This is a genomic window from Amycolatopsis lurida, assembly GCF_900105055.1.
Classification (GTDB): domain Bacteria; phylum Actinomycetota; class Actinomycetes; order Mycobacteriales; family Pseudonocardiaceae; genus Amycolatopsis; species Amycolatopsis lurida.
On sequence record NZ_FNTA01000004.1, the window covers coordinates 778895 to 800531 of the forward strand.

General features: G+C 69.0%; 27 protein-coding genes. 15 read left to right on the plus strand and 12 right to left on the minus strand.

Features of this window, described 5'->3' with window-relative positions:
- The first annotated feature begins 51 nt into the window (after window positions 1–51).
- Window positions 52–672 carry a UdgX family uracil-DNA binding protein gene (locus BLW75_RS08735; RefSeq protein WP_034319643.1) on the plus strand — a complete coding sequence of 207 codons (621 nt, stop codon included), beginning with the start codon at window positions 52–54 and terminating at the stop codon, window positions 670–672.
- 1 nt (window position 673) lies between these two features.
- Here BLW75_RS08735 and BLW75_RS08740 read toward each other — a convergent pair whose 3' ends face one another.
- Both BLW75_RS08740 and BLW75_RS08745 read right to left on the minus strand, forming a co-directional pair.
- Window positions 674–865 carry a hypothetical protein gene (locus BLW75_RS08740; RefSeq protein WP_034319640.1) on the minus strand — a complete coding sequence of 64 codons (192 nt, stop codon included), beginning with the start codon at window positions 863–865 and terminating at the stop codon, window positions 674–676.
- An 85-nt stretch (window positions 866–950) separates the two neighbouring features.
- The gene (locus tag BLW75_RS08745; protein WP_034319629.1) at window positions 951–1913 is read right to left on the minus strand and encodes an LLM class F420-dependent oxidoreductase; all 963 of its coding nucleotides are present in this window, start codon (window positions 1911–1913) and stop codon (window positions 951–953) included.
- Window positions 1914–2023: 110 nt separating this feature from the next.
- Here BLW75_RS08745 and BLW75_RS08750 point away from each other — a divergent pair, with 110 nt between their 5' ends.
- The 3 genes from BLW75_RS08750 to BLW75_RS08760 all read left to right on the plus strand — a co-directional run bounded on the left by BLW75_RS08750 (window position 2024) and on the right by BLW75_RS08760 (window position 3658).
- The gene (locus BLW75_RS08750; protein ID WP_034319626.1) at window positions 2024–2356 is read left to right on the plus strand and encodes a hypothetical protein; all 333 of its coding nucleotides are present in this window, start codon (window positions 2024–2026) and stop codon (window positions 2354–2356) included.
- 64 nt (window positions 2357–2420) lie between these two features.
- On the plus strand, window positions 2421–2873 hold the full coding sequence (locus tag BLW75_RS08755) for an ATP-binding protein (protein ID WP_034319760.1): 453 nt from the start codon (window positions 2421–2423) through the stop codon (window positions 2871–2873).
- Complete coding sequence (locus BLW75_RS08760) at window positions 2870–3658, plus strand: SigB/SigF/SigG family RNA polymerase sigma factor (RefSeq protein WP_034319623.1); 789 nt, start codon at window positions 2870–2872, stop codon at window positions 3656–3658. The genes BLW75_RS08755 and BLW75_RS08760 overlap by 4 nt, the downstream gene beginning before the upstream one ends.
- A 231-nt stretch (window positions 3659–3889) precedes the next feature.
- On the opposite strand, the gene BLW75_RS08765 is transcribed toward BLW75_RS08760, so the two are convergent.
- From BLW75_RS08765 to BLW75_RS08775, 3 genes are all read right to left on the minus strand, one after another.
- The gene (locus BLW75_RS08765; protein WP_034319757.1) at window positions 3890–4219 is read right to left on the minus strand and encodes a DUF3140 domain-containing protein; all 330 of its coding nucleotides are present in this window, start codon (window positions 4217–4219) and stop codon (window positions 3890–3892) included.
- A 29-nt stretch (window positions 4220–4248) separates the two neighbouring features.
- Window positions 4249–4710 (minus strand): hypothetical protein, encoded by a 462-nt coding sequence (locus tag BLW75_RS08770; RefSeq protein WP_034319620.1) that lies wholly within the window; start codon window positions 4708–4710, stop codon window positions 4249–4251.
- A gap of 96 nt (window positions 4711–4806) precedes the next feature.
- Window positions 4807–5268, minus strand: coding sequence for an SRPBCC family protein (locus tag BLW75_RS08775; RefSeq protein ID WP_034319618.1), 462 nt, complete (start codon window positions 5266–5268; stop codon window positions 4807–4809).
- Between the two features lie 136 nt (window positions 5269–5404).
- Between BLW75_RS08775 and BLW75_RS08780 the strand changes: the two genes are divergently transcribed.
- From BLW75_RS08780 to BLW75_RS08805, 6 genes are read left to right on the plus strand one after another with little or no spacing between them, the layout of a single operon-like run.
- A complete protein-coding gene (locus BLW75_RS08780; RefSeq protein ID WP_034319616.1) occupies window positions 5405–5818 on the plus strand; it encodes a phage holin family protein in 414 nt (137 codons plus the stop codon).
- Window positions 5815–6120 carry a DUF3618 domain-containing protein gene (locus BLW75_RS08785; protein ID WP_034319613.1) on the plus strand — a complete coding sequence of 102 codons (306 nt, stop codon included), beginning with the start codon at window positions 5815–5817 and terminating at the stop codon, window positions 6118–6120. Before BLW75_RS08780 ends, BLW75_RS08785 begins: the two co-directional genes overlap by 4 nt.
- Entirely contained in the window at window positions 6117–6383 is a 267-nt protein-coding gene (locus BLW75_RS08790; protein ID WP_034319611.1) for a DUF4235 domain-containing protein, read from the plus strand. The genes BLW75_RS08785 and BLW75_RS08790 overlap by 4 nt, the downstream gene beginning before the upstream one ends.
- Window positions 6384–6385: 2 nt before the next feature.
- On the plus strand, window positions 6386–7681 hold the full coding sequence (locus BLW75_RS08795; protein ID WP_034319607.1) for an NAD(P)/FAD-dependent oxidoreductase: 1296 nt from the start codon (window positions 6386–6388) through the stop codon (window positions 7679–7681).
- A 13-nt stretch (window positions 7682–7694) separates the two neighbouring features.
- A complete protein-coding gene (locus BLW75_RS08800) occupies window positions 7695–8198 on the plus strand; it encodes a hypothetical protein (protein ID WP_034319604.1) in 504 nt (167 codons plus the stop codon).
- Between the two features lie 29 nt (window positions 8199–8227).
- Window positions 8228–10018, plus strand: coding sequence for a thiamine pyrophosphate-requiring protein (locus BLW75_RS08805; RefSeq protein ID WP_034319602.1), 1791 nt, complete (start codon window positions 8228–8230; stop codon window positions 10016–10018).
- A gap of 3 nt (window positions 10019–10021) precedes the next feature.
- Here the strand turns inward: BLW75_RS08805 and BLW75_RS08810 are convergent, their stop codons facing one another.
- The 3 genes from BLW75_RS08810 to BLW75_RS08820 form a co-directional block, all read right to left on the minus strand.
- Window positions 10022–10783: an SDR family NAD(P)-dependent oxidoreductase gene (locus BLW75_RS08810; protein ID WP_034319599.1), complete on the minus strand. Its 762-nt coding sequence runs from the start codon at window positions 10781–10783 to the stop codon at window positions 10022–10024.
- Between the two features lie 32 nt (window positions 10784–10815).
- Window positions 10816–11415: a TetR/AcrR family transcriptional regulator gene (locus BLW75_RS08815; protein ID WP_034319596.1), complete on the minus strand. Its 600-nt coding sequence runs from the start codon at window positions 11413–11415 to the stop codon at window positions 10816–10818.
- A gap of 417 nt (window positions 11416–11832) precedes the next feature.
- Window positions 11833–12201, minus strand: a complete 369-nt coding sequence (locus BLW75_RS08820) for a winged helix-turn-helix transcriptional regulator (RefSeq protein ID WP_034319593.1) — start codon at window positions 12199–12201, stop codon at window positions 11833–11835.
- A gap of 79 nt (window positions 12202–12280) precedes the next feature.
- Here BLW75_RS08820 and BLW75_RS08825 point away from each other — a divergent pair, with 79 nt between their 5' ends.
- On the plus strand, window positions 12281–12805 hold the full coding sequence (locus BLW75_RS08825) for a GNAT family N-acetyltransferase (protein ID WP_034319591.1): 525 nt from the start codon (window positions 12281–12283) through the stop codon (window positions 12803–12805).
- Here the strand turns inward: BLW75_RS08825 and BLW75_RS08830 are convergent.
- Complete coding sequence (locus BLW75_RS08830; RefSeq protein ID WP_034319588.1) at window positions 12802–13878, minus strand: TetR/AcrR family transcriptional regulator; 1077 nt, start codon at window positions 13876–13878, stop codon at window positions 12802–12804. The two genes, BLW75_RS08825 and BLW75_RS08830, sit on opposite strands and share 4 nt — an antisense overlap.
- A 106-nt stretch (window positions 13879–13984) precedes the next feature.
- Here BLW75_RS08830 and BLW75_RS08835 point away from each other — a divergent pair, with 106 nt between their 5' ends.
- Both BLW75_RS08835 and BLW75_RS08840 read left to right on the plus strand, forming a co-directional pair.
- Complete coding sequence (locus BLW75_RS08835) at window positions 13985–15175, plus strand: cytochrome P450 family protein (protein WP_034319585.1); 1191 nt, start codon at window positions 13985–13987, stop codon at window positions 15173–15175.
- A gap of 26 nt (window positions 15176–15201) precedes the next feature.
- The gene (locus BLW75_RS08840; RefSeq protein WP_034319583.1) at window positions 15202–16059 is read left to right on the plus strand and encodes an LLM class F420-dependent oxidoreductase; all 858 of its coding nucleotides are present in this window, start codon (window positions 15202–15204) and stop codon (window positions 16057–16059) included.
- On the opposite strand, the gene BLW75_RS08845 is transcribed toward BLW75_RS08840, so the two are convergent.
- The gene (locus BLW75_RS08845; RefSeq protein ID WP_091597192.1) at window positions 16034–17437 is read right to left on the minus strand and encodes a serine/threonine-protein kinase; all 1404 of its coding nucleotides are present in this window, start codon (window positions 17435–17437) and stop codon (window positions 16034–16036) included. The two genes, BLW75_RS08840 and BLW75_RS08845, sit on opposite strands and share 26 nt — an antisense overlap.
- Before the next feature lie 228 nt (window positions 17438–17665).
- Between BLW75_RS08845 and BLW75_RS08850 the strand changes: the two genes are divergently transcribed.
- Both BLW75_RS08850 and BLW75_RS08855 read left to right on the plus strand, forming a co-directional pair.
- Window positions 17666–18358: an IclR family transcriptional regulator gene (locus BLW75_RS08850; RefSeq protein ID WP_034319580.1), complete on the plus strand. Its 693-nt coding sequence runs from the start codon at window positions 17666–17668 to the stop codon at window positions 18356–18358.
- A 346-nt stretch (window positions 18359–18704) separates the two neighbouring features.
- A complete protein-coding gene (locus BLW75_RS08855) occupies window positions 18705–20267 on the plus strand; it encodes an amidase (protein WP_091599634.1) in 1563 nt (520 codons plus the stop codon).
- A gap of 90 nt (window positions 20268–20357) precedes the next feature.
- Here BLW75_RS08855 and BLW75_RS08860 read toward each other — a convergent pair whose 3' ends face one another.
- Both BLW75_RS08860 and BLW75_RS08865 read right to left on the minus strand, forming a co-directional pair.
- Window positions 20358–20897: a TetR/AcrR family transcriptional regulator gene (locus tag BLW75_RS08860; protein ID WP_034319575.1), complete on the minus strand. Its 540-nt coding sequence runs from the start codon at window positions 20895–20897 to the stop codon at window positions 20358–20360.
- A gap of 90 nt (window positions 20898–20987) precedes the next feature.
- A complete protein-coding gene (locus tag BLW75_RS08865) occupies window positions 20988–21587 on the minus strand; it encodes a TetR/AcrR family transcriptional regulator (protein ID WP_034319572.1) in 600 nt (199 codons plus the stop codon).
- Between the last annotated feature and the right edge of the window lie 50 nt (window positions 21588–21637).

Below are 21637 nucleotides of genomic sequence, written 5' to 3' on the forward strand. Positions count from 1 at the left end.
ACCCAGCGCATAACCGGTTTGTCCCACGACCGGGCGGGGAATCCGGCCGCCATGGCGACCAAGGCACCCGGGGCGGATCCGCCCGAAACCGTGGATCTGGACAGGCTTCGGTCGGCGGCGTCCGGCTGCCGCGGCTGCGACCTGTACCGCGACGCCACCCAGACCGTCTTCGGCGAAGGCTCACGTACGGCGGAGATCATGGTGGTCGGCGAGCAACCCGGCGATCAGGAAGACCGCCAGGGCGCCCCGTTCGTAGGGCCGGCCGGAAAGCTGCTCGACCGGGCCCTCGACGAGGCGGGGTTCGACCGCCGGAAGATCTACGTCACCAACGCGGTCAAACATTTCAAGTTCACACGGGACGAACGCGGCAAACGCCGGATCCACAAGACACCGTCCAAGACCGAGATCGTCGCCTGCCGTCCGTGGCTGCACGCCGAACTGGCCGCGGTACGCCCGGAGTTGCTGATCTTCCTCGGCGCGACGGCGGCGAAGGCACTGCTGGGCGACGACTTCCGCATCACCCGGAGCCGCGGCGAGCGGATCGACCTCGCCGAGTTCGCCACCACCGCCGTCGCCACCGTGCACCCGTCGGCGGTGCTGCGCGCGCCGGATCGCGACGAGGCCTATCGGGCCTTCGTCGCGGATCTCGTGGCGGCGCGCGGCGACCGCTGAATCACGCCACTTCGGAGCTGCGGCGGCCCTCGTGCAGGCCGAGCATGTCCAGCAGGGTCGCGCAGTCTTCGGCGCTCCTCGCCCGCGAAGCGACGGCGATGGCCGCCTTACGCCGGATCGCCTCGTGCTCCGGCGTGTCCTGGCCGTCCGGCAGCAGGTCCGGTACGGGATGAAGGCTCAGTTCGTTGCTCATCTGTCCCCCTTTGGCTGAAGGATTGTGTCGCTCTGATACCCACGGTTCGCGAGTTTGAACACGGGCACCCCCGTTCGAGGGCGAATCAGCTCCGCAGCGCAGGGAGCAGCGTGTCCTCGGCGAAGCGGAGGAAGCCTTCCTGCTGGTCGCCGCCGATCTGGATCAGGGCGAGATCGGTGAACCCCGCCGCCTCGAACTCGCCGACCTGCTTCACGATCCGGTCGACGTCGGGCCCGCAGGGGATCGCCTCGGCGACGTCCTCCGGTTTGACGTACTGGGTGGCCCCGGCGAACCCCGCGGGCCCCGGCAGTTCGGCGTTGACCTTCCAGCCGCCACCGAACCAGCGGAACTGCTCGTGCGCCCGCCGGATCGCGGCATCGCGATCCTCGCCCCAGGACACCGGCAGCTGGGCGATCTTCCTGCCGGGCGGGCCGAGTTTGGTCGCGTCCCACTCGCGGCACAGCGACCCGTCCGGTTCCACCGCGATCATCGCGTCGGCGATCGGCGCAAACCTGGTCACCGACTGCGACCCGGACACCGCGACCCCGATCGGGACACGCTGCTCCGGCAGGTCCCACAGCTTCGCCGAGTCCACCCGGAAGTGGTCACCCTTGTAGTTGAAGTAGCCGCCGTCGAAGAGCCCGCCGATGATCTGGACCGCTTCGGCGAGCATTTCGTGCCGGACGTTCACCGGCGGCCAGCCGCGTCCGACCACATGCTCGTTGAGGTTCTCCCCCGCGCCGAGCCCCAGGGTGAACCGGCCGTCCGAAAGCGCCTGCACGGTCGCCGCCTTCTGCGCCACCACCGCCGGGTGGTAGCGCATGGTCGGACACGTCACGAAGGTCATCAGTTCGACCCTCTCGGTGCTCTGGGTGACCGCTCCCAGCACGCTCCACGCGTACGGCGAATGCCCCTGCTCGTCCAGCCAGGGCGAAAAGTGATCGCTCATGACCTCGAAGTCGAACCCCGCCTTCTCCGCTCCGGCGGCGTATCCCACCAGGTCTTTCGGTCCGGCCTGTTCGGTCATGAGGGTGTAGCCGATACGCATATGAGCCTCCTTCACGTCGCCCCCCGCGTACCCGTCCGTCGCCGGGATCAACCGGACGTTTATCCGGCGAATCGAACGGGGTACCTGACCGGGGGAAGGAAGGAGCCGCGATGCCGCAGCAGGCTTGGAGCGACAAACGAGAACGTCAGTACGAACACATCAAGGACTCGGCGAAGGAGCGGGGCGCGAGCACCGACCGGGCCGAGGAGATCGCCGCCCGCACGGTCAACAAGAACCGCGCGCAAGCGGGCGAGTCACGCGAGGCCAGCCGCACGTCCGTCCAGGACATGTCACCCCAGCGGCGGGGTGGCAAGCGGTCGGGAAACCGGTTGGGCCCGAACGGCCCGACCAAGGACCAGCTCTACAACGAAGCGAAACAACGCAACGTCGAGGGCAGGTCGAAGATGTCCAAAAAGGAGCTTCAGCGAGCCCTGGGCCGTTGATCACGCGTCACGCGGCGGAGCACCGCCGCGGTCACCCCACGGCCACGGACGGATGGGTTTCGTAATGGATGCACACGGACGGGGCGGCCTCACCCCCCAGACCCGGTCACAGTCGGACGGTCTGTCCGACCGGGTCGAGCTTCGTCTTCCCGCGGAGGCGGAGCAGATCCCTCTCGTCCGCACGCTCACCCATGGTGTGGTGTCCCGTGCGGACTTCGGCTTGGACGCCATTTCAGACGCGAAGATGGCTGTCGACGAAGCCTGTTCCCAACTTGTCCAGCCCGCTGAACTGGGAGCCGTTCTTTGTTGTGTCTTTCACGAGATACCGGAAGGAATCGCCGTCTCGATCTCGACGCGGACGAACCGGCCCTATCTGCCGAGCGAGACGACGTTCGGCTGGCACGTCTTGACGACGTTGACCCACTCGGTGCGGGCGCGGTGCGAACCGATTCCCGGCGAAACAGGGGGCACGACGACGATCGACCTCGTCTTGGCCCCGGGAACGAGCGACGGGTGAGTGGCGAGCGCAAAACTCTCACTCGGCAAGCTGACGACTACGCCCAGTGCGAACCGCTCTTCGAGGAGCTGTCGTCGCTGCCGGAGGATTCCCCGCGCCGCCGGGAGGTGCGTGCCCGCCTCGTCACCGAACTGCTGCCGCTCGCCGAGCACATCGCCACCAGGTTCTCCGGACGGGGCGAGCCTCGCGAAGACCTGGTCCAGGTGGCGCGGATCGGCCTGATCAACGCGGTCGACCGGTTCGACCCCGACCGCGGGCACGATTTCCTCTCGTTCGCCGTGCCCACGATCATGGGCGAGGTCCGGCGGCATTTCCGGGACACGGGCTGGTCCGTCCGGGTGCCGAGGCGGCTCAAGGAACTTCACGTCTCGCTCAGCCAGGGCACGGCCGCGTTGTCCCAGCAGTTCGGCCGCGCGCCGACTCCCACCGAACTCGCCGAATACCTCGGCCTCGAGGTCAACGACGTGCGGGAAGGACTGCTCGCCGGCCAGGCGTATCAGACGTTGTCGGTCGACAAACCGGTGCACGACAACGCCACCGAGGCCCTCTCCCTCGCCGACACGATCGGCGAAGAGGACCACGACATGGCGTTGGTGGAGACGCACGAGGCGCTGCAACCCCTGCTGCGGGAGCTCCCCAAGCGGGAACGCGCGATCCTCGTGATGCGCTTCTTCGGGGGCTACACCCAGACGCAGATCGCGGAACGGATCGGCATCTCGCAGATGCACGTTTCGCGGCTCCTGTCGCAGACGCTGGACCAGTTGCGCGGCAAGCTCTCCGAGTAACGTTCGTGAAGGCCTCCTTGAGGGACTTCGGGTCTCTCAAGGAGGCCGAACTCGCGTGATTGAAGGCGTAACTCGCGTGATTCAAGGCGTAACTCCCTCATCCGGCTCCGAACACGCGAGTTACGTCTCTGATCACGCGAGTTACGCCTTCGATCACGCGTGTCGGCAAGTACGTGAAGGCCCCCCTTCACTGCGTCCAGCGCAGTGAAGGGGGCCTTCACGTATCTTCGGTCACACGGGTTTCAGCGGGTCGTGCCCCATCGACATCAGCTTGTGCCGCCAGTGCGCCTGGCCCGCGACGGGTTCGAGGTCGTCACGCCGCTCGTCCCCGACGCGCCGGACGACCGAGCGCATCACCCGCTCGTCCTCGGCGGTGAGGTCGGTCCGGCGCTTGCCGAGGATGCCGAGCACATGCCGCCCGGTCGGCGTACCCGCCTGGTCCGGAAGTGCTTCGTCCTCGTCGTCGGCCGACCTCGTGCGCAGCCAGTCGGCCAGTTCCCGCGAAGTCATGTTGACCACGCGATGGAATTCGTCCCACAGTTCGTCGTCGATCTCGTGCACGGCGAAACCTCCTGCCAGCACTCGATTTCCTACGGCGTCGTGTACGGCGCCTGCTGTTCGATGGACGGGCTCGCGGCCGGGTAACGGCCGTCCTGCCCGGGCACCGGCGTCACCGTCGTGCCCCGTTGCTCGGGCTCGACCCGCCTCGGCCGGTTGATGACCGCTTCGGCCTCTTGCTCACCACGGATTCGCGAAAGCACACTGAGCGTGATCGCGTGGGCGATGGCCAGAACCAGCAGCAGCACACCCAGCCTGCCCACCACACCAGGAAGGTCGCTGCCCCCGATGTCGACGGTCGACAGCAGCGCCAAAACGCCCAGCGTCGCGAGATGGAACAGCACCGTCACTAGCCACGTCATGGAAGCGCCCGCGGCCGGATCGCCGTGGGAACCTCGCAGGTAGCGCTTACCGCTCTGGTAGATGATCAGACCGTCGAGCATGACCAGCGCCACCCCGATGACGAGGAAGGCCACGTATGCGTTGGTAGTCATGCCGGAACGCTCCCTTCGTAATGGACCTCACCCCAGGAGATACCCGGGACCTCCCCCAGGAAAACGCCGTCTTCCAGGGGAGGTCCCGGGTACTGGTCAGCTGCCGGGACGGTCCACGTCACCGCGCCAGGCGCCGGACTCGTGCCCGCGGCTCTCGATGAACTCCTTGAACCGCTTCATGTCGCCCTTGACCCGGCGGTCGAGCACGCCGAGCTTGTCGGCGACGTTCTCGGCGAAACCTTCCGGATCGATCTCCATCTGCGCCGTGACCCGGGTCTTGTTGTCGCCCAGGCGATGGAACGTGATGACGCCCGCGTGGTCGGGACCGGAGTCCGAGGTCCACGCGACCCGCTCGTCGGGATGTTGTTCGGTGATCGTCGCGTCGAATTCCCGGCTCACCCCACCGAATTTGGTCACCCAGTGGGTGTGAGTCGCGTCGATCTGGCGGATCTCCTCGACACCTTCCATGAACTGCGGGAAGCTCTCGAACTGAGTCCACTGGTTGTACGCGGTCTTCACCGGGACTTCGACGTCCACCATTTCGGTGATCGTGCTCATGCATCCTCCTGTCGGTTGGGTGCTTTTCGAGCCGGCACTCTCCGGCTACCCGGCGCTCAGCGGGGCGAAACACGCTGTGATTGACCTGCCGGGCCGCCGGGTACCCGGCGGGCAGAACGCTCCGAGGAGGTGCCCCATGATCGAAGAGTCCCACCGGAAGCCGTCCGCGGAAAAGTCGGTCGGCGAACTGGTTTCCGATCTCAGCGACGAGGTCAAACACCTCGTCCGTGACGAGATGCGGCTGGCCGTGTTCGAGTTGCAGCGCAAAGGGAAGAAGATGGGCTTCGGCGCCGGACTGTTCGGCGCCGCGGGTGTCTTCGCCCTTTTCGGGCTGGCGACCCTGATCGCCGCGGTGGTGCTGGCACTCGCGCTGGTGATGCCCGCGTGGCTCGCGGCCGTGGTGACGGGCGCGGCGCTGCTGCTGATCGCCGGCCTTTCGGCCATCGTCGGTAAGAAGGAGGTCTCCAGCGCGACACCGCCGGTGCCGGAAGAGGCCATCGCAGGTGTCCGTGAGGACGTCGACACCGTCAAGCAAGGAGTGCGGTCATGAGCGATTTCCCCAAGAACGCCGAAGAAGCCCGCGCCGATCGCGACGTGACGCGGGAGGAACTCACCGAGACCCTCGACGCGCTGGGCAAGAAGATGGACGTCAAGGCGAGGGTCAACGACAACCTCGACGCCAAGGTCGACGAGGCGAGCGCCAAGATCTCCGAGAAGGTCTCCGAGCCCGCGGCGCAGAAGTTCCGTCAGGGCACCGAAGTCGTCCGCGCGAACCCCGTGCCGATCTTCGCCGGGCTCCTGGCGTTGCTCGTCACCATCCGGCTGATCATGCGAAAGAGGTCTTCATCGTGAACAAGGTTCTCTACAAGCCGCTCAGTATGGTCGTGAGCGCCGCGGGCGGCGTGCTCGCCGGGATCGCGTTCAGGCAGATCTGGAAACGCGTGAGCGGCGAAGAAGAAGCGCCGGACGCCACCGACCGGGACTTCACCTGGACCCAGGTGATCGTCGCGGCCGCCGCGCAGGGCGCGATCTTCGGCGCGGTGAAGGCCGCCACCGAACGGGCGGGCGCGGTCGGCTACCGCAAGGCGACCGGCGACTGGCCCACGGAGGACTGACCATGCGCGTGGTGATCGTCGGAGGCGGGTTCGCCGGCTACAACGCGGCCAAGACCCTCCTCAAGTCGGTCGGGGACGACACGGAAGTCGTCGTCCTGAACCCGACCGACTACTTCCTCTATCTCCCCCTGCTCCCCGAAGTCGCCGCCGGGATCCTCGAACCGCGGCGGATTTCGGTGTCCATCCCCGGCACGTTGCGCGGTGTGCGCCTGGTGCTCGGCACCGCCAAATCCGTCGATTTCGATGACCGCAGCGTGAGTTACACCGACCCCGAGGGCCGCGAGCGCTCCCTCGGCTACGACCGGCTCGTGCTCGCCGCGGGCAGTGTCAACAAGCTGCTGCCGATCCCCGGCGTGCCCGAGTACGCCCATGGTTTCCGCGGCCTGCCCGAAGCCCTCTACCTGCGGGACCACGTCACCCGGCAGATAGAACTCGCCGCCTCGGCACAGGATCCGGCCGAACGCGACGCGCGGTGCACCTTCGTCGTGGTCGGCGCCGGCTACACCGGCACGGAGGTCGCCGCGCAGGGGCCGGCGTTCACCGCCGCGCTCGCCGCGCGGCACCCCGAACTGAAGGATCAGAAGATCCGGTGGCTGCTGCTGGACGTGGCCGAGCGGGTCCTGCCGGAACTCGACCGGCGGCTCGGCGCCACGGCGGACGAGGTGCTGCGCGAACGCGGCGTCGAGGTGCTGATGAAGACGTCGCTCGACGACGCGGGCGACACGGGGGTCACGCTGACCTCCGGTGAATCCGTGCCGACCCACACTCTCGTGTGGTGCGTCGGGGTCCGGCCGGACCCGCTGATCGAGGACTTGGGGCTGAAGACGGCCAAGGGAAGGCTCGTCGTGACAGCGCAGCTGAACGTTCCCGGACGGCGCGACGTCTACGCGTGCGGGGACGCGGCGGCCGTTCCGGATCTGACCAGGCCCGGCGAGTACACGCCGATGACGGCCCAGCACGCCGAACGCCAGGGCAAACTCGCCGGGCGGAACGTCGCGGCGTCGCTCGGGCATGGTTCGCACGGCACTTACCGGCACCACGATCTCGGCTTCGTCGTCGACCTCGGCGCTCACCGGGCCGCGGCGAATCCCTTGCACATCCCGCTTTCCGGGTTCGCCGCCAAGGCGGTGACCCGCGGCTACCATCTGCTGGCCATGCCGGGCAACCGGCTGCGCACCGCCACCGATTGGGCGCTCGAAGCGGTGACGAAGCGGCAGACAGTCCAATTAGGACTCGTCCGTTCGGGTTCGGTGCCGCTGGACACGGATTCCCCCGAGCTTCCCCGCACGAACTGCTAGAGGAGAGAGGCCCATGACCGCCCAATCCGATCCCGTCCGCGCCGAAGGCCCCTCGGTCGTCACCGACGGCGGTCCCGAAGGCGCGAAGCTGCTGGTCCTCGACCCGGCGGGCGAAGGCAAGCACGGTGAACTCCCGGCCACATGGCGCCCGCTCGCGGCCCAGCGTCAGATCATCTGGTGCAGGCTGCCGGTCGACGGCGCGCTCAGCCAGGCCGAAGACGTGCTCGGCGACGCGGAACCCGGTGGCCCGCCGATCGACGTCGTGGCCGCCGGAGACGCGGCCGCGGACGCGCTGCGGCTGGCCGAACGCCACCCCGGCGCCGCGTCCCATGTCCTGCTCGTCGACCCGGTGCCGGACGAGTCGTCCGGACTCGCCGAACGGGTGCGTTCGTCCGGAACCGCCGTGGACGTGCTCCCCCACAGCACCGGTGAGCCGTACAACCGGGTCCCGCCACCGCTGCCGCTCGGGCATCCGGACGTCGTCGCGGGGATCACCAAGATCCTCGAGGACGTTTAGCCGCCGGAGGGCGGCGGTATCCGCCGACCATGAGCGAAACCGTTGCGGACCATGTTCTGACCAGGCTGCGCGAATGGGACGTGGAGCAGGTCTTCGCCTATCCCGGGGACGGGATCAACGGGCTGGTGAGCGCGTTCGGCGCGGCGGAGAACAAGCCTCGTTTCGTGCAGACGCGGCACGAGGAGATGGCGGCGTTCGCGGCCGTGGGCTACGCGAAACTCAGCGGACGGCCCGGTGTCTGCATGGCGACGTCCGGTCCGGGGGCGATCCACCTGCTCAACGGTCTCTACGACGCCAAACTCGACCACGTGCCGGTGGTGGCGATCGTCGGGCAGACGGCGCGCAGCGCGATGGGCGGCAGTTACCAGCAGGAGGTGGATCTGCAGGCGTTGTTCAAGGACGTCGCGAGCGAGTACCTCGTGGAGGTGAACGTCCCCGAACAGCTGCCGAACGCGCTCGACCGTGCCCTCCGCACGGCCATCGCGCAGCGCGCGCCCACGGCGCTGATCATCCCCGCGGACCTTCAGGAGGAGACCTATCAGCCGCCGCGGCACGAGTTCAAGCACGTGCCGTCCTCCCCGCCCGATCATCCGCGGGCCAGTGTCATCCCGCCCTCGGAAGAGGTCGCCCGCGCGGCGGAGGTGCTGAACGCGGGTGAGAAGGTCGCGATCCTGCTCGGGCAGGGCGCGCGCAACGCCGTCACCGAGTTGCGCGAGGTCGCCGAACTGACCGGCGCCGGAGTGGCGAAAGCCTTGCTGGGCAAGGACGTCCTCCCCGACGACCTGCCGTACGTCACCGGCTCCATCGGCCTGCTCGGCACGCGGCCGACGTACGAGATGATGCGGGATTGCGACACGCTCCTGATCGTCGGTTCGAATATGCCGTACGCGCAGTTCCTGCCGGAATTCGGGCAGGCCCGCGCGGTCCAGATCGACATCGATCCCCGCTTCCTCGGCCTGCGGTATCCGACCGAGGTGAACCTTCTCGGCGACGCGAAGGGCACGCTGCAGCAGCTGATTCCGTTGCTGGAGCGCAAAACCGAGCGCGGCTGGCGCGAAAAAATCGAGAAGAACGTCGGCGAATGGCAAGAGACCCTGACCCGCCAGGCGATGCTGGACGCGAACCCGGTCAATCCGATGCGGATCGTGCACGAGCTGTCCGAGCGGATCCCCGAGGACGCCATCGTCACCGCCGACTCCGGTTCGGCCACCAACTGGTACGCCAGGAACCTCCGGATGCGCGGCCGCATGCGGGGCACGCTCTCCGGCACCCTCGCGACGATGGGCTCCGGCGTCCCGTACGCGATCGGCGCGAAGTTCGCCCATCCCGACCGGCCGGTGATCGCCCTGGTCGGCGACGGCGCGATGCAGATGAACGGGATGGCGGAACTGCTGACCATCGCCCGCTACCGCGAACTGTGGGCCGATCAGCGCTGCGTCGTCTGCGTCTTCCACAACGGCGATCTGAACCAGGTCACCTGGGAACTGCGGGCGATGGGCGGCTCGCCGAAGTTCGAGCCGTCGCAGAGCCTGCCGGAAGTGTCCTATTCGGACTTCGCGCTGGAGATCGGCCTCGGCGGGATCGCCGTCGACGATCCCGCCCAGCTCGGCGAGGCGTGGGACGTTGCTCTGTCGGCCGACGTGCCCACGGTGCTCGACGTCCGCTGCGATCCCGAGGTGCCGCCGATTCCGCCGCACGCCACCTTCGAGCAGGTGAAGGCCATGACCGAAGCCGTCCTGAAGGGTGAGCCCGACGCCTGGCACCTGGTGACACAGGGGATCAAGACGAAGATGCAGGAGCTGCTGCCCTTGCGCCGCTGAGATTCACGCGCTGACGCCACCGTCGAGGACGATGTCGTGCCCCACGACGTACGCGGAGTCGTCCGAAGCCAGCCAGAGGACCGCCGCGGCGATCTCTTCGACCGCGCCGATCCGGCCGAGCGGGATGACCGAACCGAGCCGTTCGGCCCGGTCGGCCTCGGATTCGCCGGGCCGGAACGACATCCCCGTGTCGGTGGCGCCGGGGCTGACCGCGTTGATCCGGATGCCCTCGCCGATGTGGTCGCGGGCGGCGGTCCGGGTCAGCACGTCCACGGCCGCCTTCGAAGCGGCGTAGGCGGCCATTCCCGGCAGGCGGGTGTGCGAGCCGATGTTGGAGGCCATGTTGACGATGACTCCCCCGCCGCCCGCCCGCATCTGAGCGATCTCGTGCTTCATCGACAGCCACGTGCCCGTGAGATTCGTTCGCACGACGGCATCGAAGTCCTCTTCGTCCAGGTCCGCCGCCGGCGCGGGGCTGCCGAGCACACCGGCGTTGTTGAACGCGATGTCGAGTTTGCCGTGCCGCCGCACGGTCTCGGCGACGAGACGCTCGACTTCGGGGCCGGCACTCACGTCGGCGGTCACCGCGTCGGCCGCACCGCCGTCGGCCTCGATCTCCTTCACCGTCTGACGCAGCTTCTCAGCGTCCCGCCCGGAAACGACGACCTGAGCGCCTTCGCGCGCGAAGGCGGCCGCCGTAGCGCGGCCGATTCCGGAGCCTCCGCCGGTGACCAGGACGACCTTGCCGCTGAATCGTGTCCCCACAGTAGTTACCACTTTCTGGTCCGATCGTTCCATTATGAGTGTGTGCGAGCGGCTTCGAGCACCGCGATGGCCTGCTTCGCGGTCGCCCTGACCCGCGCCGCGGGATCCGGCCCCTTGCCCAGCACCCGCATGCCCTGCAGGACGGTGAGCAGGAAGCCGGCCAGCTCTTCCGGGTCCGCGCCGGCGTCGAGTTCGCCCTGCGCCTTCGCGCGGCTCAACGCCATCCGCACGGCCAGTTCGAGCGCGTCCCAGCTGCGCTCGACGACCCGCGCGACCTCGGGATCCTTCGGCATCATCTCCATGGCGGCGTTGACCACGAAGCAGCCCTTACGCCCCGACTCGCCCAGTATTTCGGCGAGATAGCGGTCAATGAGCCGCCGCACGCCCGCGAGCGCAGGACCCGGCCCGGCGAAATCCTCGACGAACCGCTGGTCGCCTCGGGCGATGTAGCGCTTCAAGGCCGTGAGGTACAGCTCGTGCTTGGTGCCGAACGTGGCGTAGAGACTCGCCTTGCCGATACCGAGCTCGGCGATCAGGTCACTGACCGAGGTGGCCTCGTACCCCTGCCGCCAGAACAGTTCCAGCGCAGCTTCGCAGGCCGCGTCGACGTCGAATTCCTTCACCCGGGACACGAGAGAAGCCTAGCCGAATCTGGACCGAACGGTCAAGAAAGCGATCGGTCTCGCGCCCCTGTCTCTCCAGCGGGCACCTCCTGGGCCCCAGGCGGGGGGCGTTGCGAAAGCCACTTTCGCAACGTTGAAGGTTGCGAAAGTGGCTTTCGCAACCTCCACGCCAGGCGAGGTGAAAGCCTCAGCGGGTCAGCAAGGAAGCCGGCGTTCCCGATGCCTGAGGTTTCGCGTGATTGGCCGGACGACTCGCGTGATCCCGCGGACGACTCGCGTGACCAGATGGACGACACACCCGTGAGCGGGCTCCGCCGCGAGTCATCCGTGCAGACACGCGTGTCGTCCGTCCAATCACGCGTGTCGTCCGTGCAGTCACGCGTGTCGTCCGTTCGAGCGAGTCACCGCTTCGCGGCGGCGACCTGCTCAACCACCCGAGTCGTAGGCCGACCGGGCCTCTTCCACCTTCGGCAGATTCTCCGTCGACCAGTCCGCGAGGGTCGCGAAAAGCGGGGCGAGGCTCCGGCCCAGGTCGCTGATCTCGTACTCGACTCTGGGCGGCACCTCGGCGTGATAGGTCCGGGTGAGCAGGCCGTCGCGTTCCAGTTGCCGCAGCCGTTGCGTCAGCACCTTCGGCGTGATCGAACCGATGCGCCGCTCGAGTTCGACGAACCGCTGCCTGCCGAATTCGTTGAGCGCCCACAGGATCGGCGTGGTCCAGCGGCTGAAGACGAGGTCGACCACCGGGGCGATCGGGCAGGCCTGTTCGGGGGTCGTCGAGGCGTCGGCGCGCATGCCGCCAAGGTACGCCGGGTTGCCGAGTTGTCATGATCCGGACACCCCATGAACCCATCTGTGCGCGTAACGTTCTGTTATGGACTTGACCACCGAAAGGCTCGTCGTCCGCGAGTGGTCCGAGGACGACGCCGAAGCCGCGCTGGCGATCTACGGCACCACCGACGTGACCCGATGGCTCACCCCGGCGATGGACCGGGTGACCGACGCCGCGGCCATGCGTTCGGTTCTGCAGGCCTGGCAACAGGCGCAGCCGAATCTCGTGCCGCCGCGCGGGAGATGGGCGGTGCAGCGCAAGGAGGACGGCGTGGTCGTCGGCGGGCTGGGCATCCACCTGCTGCCACCGTTCGAAGAGGACCTGGAGATCAGCTGGCAGCTGCATCCGGACGCCTGGGGCGAGGGTTACGCCTCCGAGGCCGCCCGCGCGCTGATCGGCTGGGCGTTCACCCAGGACACGGACGAGCTCTTCGCCGTCGCGCGGCCGAACAACGTGCGCGCCATCGCGACCGCGAAACGGCTCGGGATGGTCTGGGTCGGGGAAACCGACAAGTACTACGGGCTGCGCCTTCAGGTGTACCGGATCCGGCACACGGACACGGTCTAGGCGCTGTCCACACGGGACACCTCGCCCGAGACGGCGTGTCCCGCGCCGCGCCCGTCCGCGGTGGCGACGATCCGCCCTCGTTCGACGCGGATCGCGACCTCGGTCTCGTCACTGACCGCGAGCACCCCCGCGGCCGCGGCCAGTGTCCCGGTCGCGTCGCACACCACGCGCAGTCGCGGCCAGGACGGCCGAGGGAAGGCCTGCCGTAGTCCGCCGCACACTTCCGCGACGATCAGCCGGGTCAACGGCACCAGCTCGGCGGGCTCGCTGGTCACGACGACGACGGTGACATCGCCGTTGTGAGCCCGGACGGCCTCTTCCGCGGCGGCCAGCCGATGCGTGCCCAGGAGGGCGACCACGCCATCGGCGGGTACGAAGGATTCGGCGCGCACGAGGTCGAGGCCCTCGGGCGGTGACCACGGCCGGTCGGCCGCCTGTGCCGCGGGCACGATCACCGGTGGCGCCCACCAGTCGTTGAGGGCCAGCCCAGCAAGCCGTTCGCAAGCGCTCACGACGTCGAAGGGTTCGACAAGCCCCGGCGCGGCGGCCGCCAGCTGGCCGGCGCCGTGCAGCGTCGTCAGCACGGTCTCCGCGAGCCGGACCCGGCGCGGGATCGGCGATCCCGGCGGGCGCTCCGGCGGGTCGAGCCGCTCCAGCGCGAGGCCCAGCAACAGCCCGTTGAGCTTCACCAGCTGGGCGAACGGCCGCCGGACGCGCTCATCAGCGAGCACCTCCGGTATCAGGTCGCGCACGAGGCCTGCCTGCTCGTCGTCCAGGGGAAACGCGGCCACTCGCGACCTGGCCAGTGCGCCCAGCGCGCCCTCGATCGTCTCGCCAGGCGCCGCGTGCGGCGCGCCCGCGGACTGTTCGGCCAGCTCGGCCAAGACGGCGAAGTACAGGGCGCGTTTTCCCGGGAAGTTCGAGTAGACCGCGCCGCGGGTGAGCTCCGCCCGCTCGGCGATGACGTCGATCTTGGCGTCGCGGAAGCCCTGCTGCGCGAACTCGTCTCGCGCGGCGGCCAGCACCTTCGCGCGATTGCGCTCCTGCGTCTCCGCCCTGCTCAGCCGGACCATCGGCCTCCCGTCAGCCAGCACGTTGCCCTCGGACCCGGATCAAGATACCTTGACCATTCAGATGATGAGAACATCTGATTTGAACATCCGAACTGGGAGACCCGCCTTGTCCGACGTTCCCGAGATCCTCCTGACCGACCCCGAGGTCCTCCGTGACCCGTTCACCGCCTACGGACCGGCCCGCGAGCGCTCCCCGATCGCCAAGCTCAGCGCACCCGGGTTCTCCATGTGGGCGGTGCTGCGCCACGAAGAGGCGCGCAAGATGCTGAGCGATCCGCGGTTCGCCCTGAGCGCGAACAGCTACCAGCGCATGGACATCCCCGATCACTGTCGCCCGTACATGCGGACGATGCAGGAGGTCGAGGGCCCCGAACACCTCCGGCTCCGGCGGCTCGTCGCCCCCGCCTTCACCCCGCGCAAGGCGGGGGCCCTCCGCCCGGGGATCGAGCGGCTCGCGGACGACCTTCTCGACGAACTCGCCGGGGAAGACCGGATCGACCTGGTCTCCGCCTTCGCCCGGCCCCTGCCGGTCGACGTGATCTGCGCATTGGTCGGCATCCCCGCGGCCGACCGCCCGCGGTGGCGCGAATACGGCGCGCTGGTCTCGGCGGGCGACGGCGCCGGACTCGCGAAAGCGGTCCCCGGGATCGTCGAGGGCGCGCTCGCCGCCATCGCGGACCGGAAACTCCACGCGGGTGAGGACGTCGTCTCGCAACTGCTCCGGATCCAGGCCGAAGACGGCGACAGGCTCAGCGAAACCGAACTGGTCGCCCTGGTCTGGCAACTCGTGCTCGGCGGCCAGGTGCCCGGCAACCTCATCGCCAACGCCGTCGAAATCCTGCTGTCCCATCCCGGACAGCTGGCCGCGCTGCGCGAAGACCCCGCGCTCATGCCCGGCGTGGTCGAGGAGGTGATGCGCTGGCAGAGCCCCCAGCTGCTGACGATCCCCCGGTTCGCCACCACGGACGTCCGGATCGGCGATGTCCTCATCCCCGAAGGAGAACCTGTTACCGTTGCGATCGCGGCGGCGAACCGGGACCCGAGGGCATTCGGAGACCCGGACGTCTTCGACATCCGGCGCGCGGCGGGCCCCGCCTGGCATCTCGCCTTCGCCCACGGGCCGCACTTCTGCCTCGGCGCTTCCCTGGCCAGGGTTCAGGCCGAGGTCGCGCTCACCGCCCTGCTGCGCAGGTTCCCCGACCTGGTACTCGCCGACGGCCTGCTCCGGATCCCGGACCCGGGCACCTGGCGGCTGAACGCCTTGCCGGTCACCCTGCACGCCACGGTTGCGAACTGAAACACGTTCTAATAGCGTGACCGGTTGTGAGACACGGGATCGTGCTGTTCACCAGTGACCGGGGTATCAGTCCGGCGGCCGCCGCGCGGGCGGCCGAAGCCGCGGGCTTCGACACCTTCCACGTGCCGGAACACACGCACATCCCGGTCAAACGGGAGGCTCCGCATCCGCGCACCGGCGACTCGTCGCTCCCCGACGACCGTTACCTGCGCACGCTGGATCCGTGGGTCGCGCTGGCCACGGCGGCCTCGGTGACCTCCCGGATCCGCCTCGCGACGGCGGTGGCCCTCCCGGTCGAGAGCGATCCGATCACGCTGGCGAAGACGATCGCCAGCCTCGATCACCTCTCGGCAGGGCGGGTCACCCTCGGCGTCGGCTTCGGCTGGAACGTCGACGAACTCGCCGATCACGGCGTCCCGGGCGGCAAACGGCGGACGGTCCTGCGCGAGTACTTGGAAGCGATGCGCGCGCTGTGGACACAGGACGAAGCTTCGTACGCGGGAGAGTTCGTGTCGTTCGGCGCCAGCTGGGCGTGGCCGAAACCGGCTCAAGCGCATATCCCCGTGATCGTCGGTGCGGGCGCGACGGAGAAGACGTTCCGCTGGATCGCGAAGTCGGCTGACGGCTGGCTCACCACACCCGGCGACACCGGCATCGAGGACAAAGCCCGGCGGCTACGCGAGATCTGGCGCGAAGAGGGCCGCGCCGGCGAGCCGGAGATCTCGGCGCTCGGCGTCCGCCCGGATCCGGAGAACCTGGCCGGGCTGGAGGCGGCCGGGGTCACCGAGACGATCTTCGGCCTCCCGGACCGCTCCCCCGAAGAGGTCGAGGCCTGGCTCCAGCGCCTCGCCGGGAAACTCAGCCTGCCCGCTGGGAGTCGATGAGATATCGGCCGCCCTGCTGGACCAGGACGAAGGTCTCCCTCTCCGTCGTGGTCCCACCGGAGGCCCGCACGTAGGTGAGCGTCGCCGACACCGTGTTGCCGGATTCGGTCACGTTCGACACGGTCACCGCGCTGAACTGCTTCCAGTAGCTCGAATACCGCTCGAAGCTCTGCTTCCTGTTCTGCTTGAAGTTGTCGGTCAACGTCGCGAACCCGGCCTCGAGGTTCCCCGGGATGAACGCGTAGTACGCCGCGAGCGCCTGCCCCGGCGTCTGCGCCGGAGGCGGTGCGGACGAGGATGACGAAGACGAAGACGGAGTCGAGGGCGGCGCGGAAGACGGCGAAGGCGGCGGCGCGACCGGCTCTGACGTGGTCGGGACGGCGGGCTGCGACTGGGAGGCCGGCGGCGGCGCCTGGCCGGACGGGGTCTCGTCCTCGCGGCTGAGCACCACGACCACGGCCGCGGCGGCGGCCGCCGCGAGCACGAGGAACACGGCGATCACGCCGATCAGCATTCCCTTGCGCGCCTTCGGCGGCGGTTCTTCGGCGACGAGCGTCGTCGGCTCCCCCGCCGCGAGCGCCCGCAGTTCCCGCTCGGTCTCGGCCATCGTCGGCCTGCTGTCCGGCCGGACGTCGAGGAGCCGGTTCAGCAGCGGCGTTAGGATTCCCGACTTGGCCGGCGGGGTGATCTCACCACTCGACGCGCGGTACAGCAACGCGATCGGGTTCTCGGCCGTGCCGTACGGCGTGCCGCCTTCGAGCGCGGTGTAAAGCGTCGCGCCGAGCGAGAACACGTCCGAGGCGGATGTGGCGTCCTCGCCGCGGGCCACCTCCGGCGCCAGGAACGCCGGTGTCCCGGAGATCTCACCGGTCGCGGTGAGCTGGACGTCGCCCATCGCCCGCGAGATCCCGAAGTCGGTGATCTTGACGGTGTCGTCTTCGCCGAGCAGGACGTTGCCGGGCTTGATGTCGCGGTGGACGATGCCCGCCCGGTGCGCGGCCGCCAGCGCCGAGCACAGCTGGATGCCGAGACGGATGACGTCTTCGACCTCCATCGGCCCTTCGCGCAGTTTGTCCGCGAGACTGGTCGAGGGCAGGTACTCCATGATGATCCACGGGCGGTCCTGCTCGTCGATCACGCCGAAGACGGTGATGGCGTGCGGATGCACCAACCGCGCGGCGATGCGCGCCTCGCGCAGTGCGCGGTTCTTGGCCTCGTCGGCCTTCTGCTCCCCTGCTCCGTGCGGCAGAAGGAGTTCCTTGATCGCGACCGTGCGCTCCAGGTTCTCGTCGCGCGCCCGCCACACGGTGCCCATGGAGCCACCACCGACGGGCTCGATGAGATCGAACCGGTCGGCGAGGCGGCGGATCTCCTCCATTATCGACGTCCCCCTGGGAGCTGTGGTGTTCGCACGAACCTTGCCAGCATGCCAGGAACGCGCCGGGAGGCCGGACCCGGCAGGGTGGTTCGCTGCGCGGTGTCGGTCACGTCCGCGGATGGGCCGTTCAGCGGAACGCCACCCCATCGGCTGCCCGAAAGTTCGTATCCCGGCCTGCCGGGGGCGCACTTTACTTCTCCGGTGTGACCTTTTCCGGGAAGGGCGGCGATGCGTGAACCCCTCGGCGGACGCGGTGTGCTCGAAGGCGCGTTCGCGTTGCTCGAAGCACTCGACGAACACGGCGGGCAGGCCGGGCTGACCCAGCTCGTGCGGGCCACCGGGCTGCCGAAGACCACCGTGCACCGGCTCCTGGACCAACTGGCCGACCTCGGCGCGGTCGAACGGGCCGGCCGCGGCTACCGGATCGGTTCGCGAGTATTCCGCCTCGGGCGGTTCTGGCAGCCCGAACTCCGGGACCTGGCCAAGGAACGGCTGCCGTCGCTTTCGGCGCGGATGCGCGCGAGCCTGGTGCTCGTGGTCCCGAGGGAAGGTCGCGCGCTGGTCGCCGCGGGCGCCGTCCTTCCCGCCGACGACGTCCCCGTCTGCCCGGGCCGCCCGCTTCCGCCGGGGACCGCCGCCGGGCGGCTCCTCGCCGCCCATCACCCCGCACTCGCCGAACCGGACACGGACGCGCTGGAGATCCGCACGGCCGGATACGCGGCCGAATCGGAGACGATCACAGAAGGACTCTGTTGCGCCGCCGTCGGCATCAGGACCCCGGACGGCCGGGTCGGCGCGGCGCTCGCCGCCGTCCTGCCCGCCCGCCGCGACCCGGCTTCCGCGGTGGCCGGGCTGACGAGCACCGCACGGTCCTTCGGCGCCGCGCTCGCCGAATGCTCACGGCGGAACCGGGCCGGATGATCGGCGAACCGCGAACAATCCGCGATCAACGCGAAAACCGTTGCCCCACCGAAAGCAGGCGGAATATTTCCGACGGAATCACGGATATCCCCTCACCGTGCGTCCGCGACCGGCGCCACCCAGTGCCGAAATCACGGTCACCGTTGCCCCGCAGACTGTTTGCGTGACCGATCGCGTACCGGACGGGCGGCCGCGCGGCGATCAATTCACCGTTTCCCGCTTTTCGGAGCCGGTTCCGAATCACTGCCGCGCCCGTACTGTTCAGGAATTCTTTCGAACAGGAGGGAATTCCTTGAAAAGACATTCCTGGAGAACGCGTGGCGTGGCCGTCGCCGCGTTTCTCGTCATGGTGTCGGCGGCGTCGGCCACCACGGCCGTCCCGGCGTGGGCCACGGGGCCTTCCGGCCGCCCCGTGGTGGCCGGGATCGACCTGGAGCGGGCGACGATCCCCGACCTGCAGCGGGCGATGCGCTCCGGGCGGCTTTCCTCGGTCGAACTGACCGCTTTCTACTTGCAGCGGATCCGCAAGCTGAACCCGACGCTCCACGCGGTACTCAGCACGAACCCGGATGCGCTGCGGCTCGCCGCGGACAGTGACGCGCGGCGGCACCGGCACCGGTCGAAGGGGCCCATGGACGGCATCCCGGTGCTGCTCAAGGACAACATCGACACCGCGGACCGGCAACCGACCACGGCGGGCTCGACGGCACTGCTGGAATCCCGTCCCTACCGCGACGCCGGAGTGGTCGAAAACCTGCGCGAGGCCGGGGCGGTCATCCTCGGCAAGGCCAACCTGTCGGAGTGGTCGAGTTACCGCTCCACCAGCTCGTCGAACGGCTGGAGCCCGCTCGCCGGGCAGACCGCCAACCCCTACGTCCTCGACCGCAACCCGTGCGGCTCCTCGTCCGGCCCGGGTGTGGCCGTCGCCGCACACCTGGCGACCGTCGCCGTCGGGACCGAGACGGACGGTTCCATCAGCTGCCCGTCCGGCGCCAACGGCATCGTCGGCGTCAAGCCGAGCCTCGGGCTCGTCAGCCGCAGCGGGATCGTGCCGGTGTCGAAACAGCAGGACACGGCGGGCCCGATGGCGCGCAACGTGGTCGACGCCGCGATCCTGCTCGCCGCCCTCAACGGGGCCGACCGTCGTGACCCCATCACCGTCGACGCCGCCCGGCAGTCACTCGACGACTACACGCGGTTCCTGCGCCCCAACGCTTTGCGTGGAAAGCGCATCGGCGTCTGGCGCGAGGTCTACACACCGGACGACACGACGAAGGCGGCGTTCGAGCAGGCGTTGAGCAGGCTCCGGAAGCTCGGCGCGACCACCGTCGAGATCACCATCCCCTATCTGGACGTCATCGCGGCCAACGAGTTCCCCGCGATCAGGACCGAGTTCAAGCACGACATCAACGCCTACCTCGCTTCGACCGGTGGCAAGCATCCCGCCGACCTGGCGGGGCTGATCCAGTACAACCTGGACCACGCGGCGATCGAAATGCCGTACTGGACCCACAATCTGTGGGACCGGTCGCAGGCGACCACCGGCGATCTCACCGATCCGGCGTATCGCGCGATGCGGGAAGCGGCGACGAGCGCCGCCCGGCGGGGCCTCGACGAAACGCTGCGCGGCGAGAAGCTCGACGCGATCGTGGCGCCGACGAACAACGCCGCGTGGAAGACGCAGCTCGGGGTCGGTGACGGCGCGCTGTTGATCGACTCGTCCGGCCCGGCGGCCGTGTCGGGCTACGCCAACATGACCGTGCCGATGGCGTACGCCGGACCGTTGCCGCTGGGTCTGTCGATCATGGGCGGGCGGTTCAGCGAACCGTCGCTGCTGGCCATCGCCTACGCGTTCGAACAGGACACGAAGGTGCGGCGGCTGCCGACCTTCATCCCGTCCATCGGCTGAACCGACGGTAGGGCGCGTGAGTGTCACCGCGGGGTGAGGGGGGTGGGAAAACAGAGACGTTCAACGTCCCTGTTTTCCCACACCCCTCGTCTAATTGACCAGCAGCCCGAGGCTGCGCTCCACTTCCGCGACCGCGGCTTCGCGCTCGACGTGGCCGTCGATCACGAGCGTGGCCAGCCCGTGGAGCAGGCACCAGAGCGTGACGGCGAAACCGTCCGGATCGGTCCGCTCCCCCACCCCGTCGGCCAGCACCGCGCAGGTCACCCGGTGCGCCTCGGCCAGTTCCGGATAGGCGGCGCGGTCACCGATCCCGGCGCCCGCCATCAAGCGGTACAGCGCCGGATTCTCCAGGGCGAAGCCGAGATAGGACCGGCCGAGCGCGGTCACCGTCCCGGCGCCGCAGGCCCGCAGGCGGTCCTGCACTTCGGCGTGCCCCTCCAGCGCGACCGCCACCAGCAGCGCGTCCTTGTCGCGGAAATGCCGGTACGGCGCCGCGGTCGACGCACCCACCTTCGCGACCGCCGCGCGCAGACTCACTCCCTCCGGACCTCGTTCGACGAGGAGCTCCCGTGCGGCGAGGACGAGCGCACGACGAAGATCCCCGTGGTGATAGGCACGTTTGATGATCATGGCGGACCCCCCAGCCCTTGATGCCACGCGAACGCCTCACCTTAACGGGTGCGGAACCGGCCGTGAGCGCTTCGGGGCGTTCCGTGTCCGTCAGTCCCGCCGAGCGGCACCACAGAGCCGCAGCACACTCTCGGCGAGCGCGTCGACGCCGCCTTCGAGCGTCAGCTGCTTCGCGTCCACGGCGTGGCCGGCGGCGTGACCGAGCGCCACGATCGCGTTGACGAGCCAGGGATTCGCGAGTTCCTGGTCGAACTCCCCCGATTCCTTGCCCCGGGTGAGCAGCCGGTCCAGGTGATCGGCCACCGCCGAATGACGGTCCCGGTCGGCTTCGGGGTCGTTCTCTTCGGCGGCACCGGCGGGCAACCGCGGGTAGCGCCGGAACATCTGCCAGCCGACGTCGAGCAGGCGCAGCATGGCGTCGGCCGCGGGACCCTCGTCGAGTCGCGCGGCGGCCATCTCGTTCGCGGCCTCCTCGGACACCGCGTCGATCACCGCGCTCAGGAGCGCCTCGCGGGTCTTGAAGTGCGCGTAGACGGTCTGCCTGCTCACTCCGGCCGCTCTCGCGATGTCCTCGACGCTCGCCTGGGCTTGCGTGCCGAGGACTTCCCTGGCCGCGGCGAGGATCGAAGCGACACTGCGGTCGGCGTCGGTTCGCCGTCGCCGCTGCCGCCCCTCGGCTACCTCAGACATGTTGTCAACCTTAACGCGGTGACATCAGGTTCACCGACTCCACCCTGGAC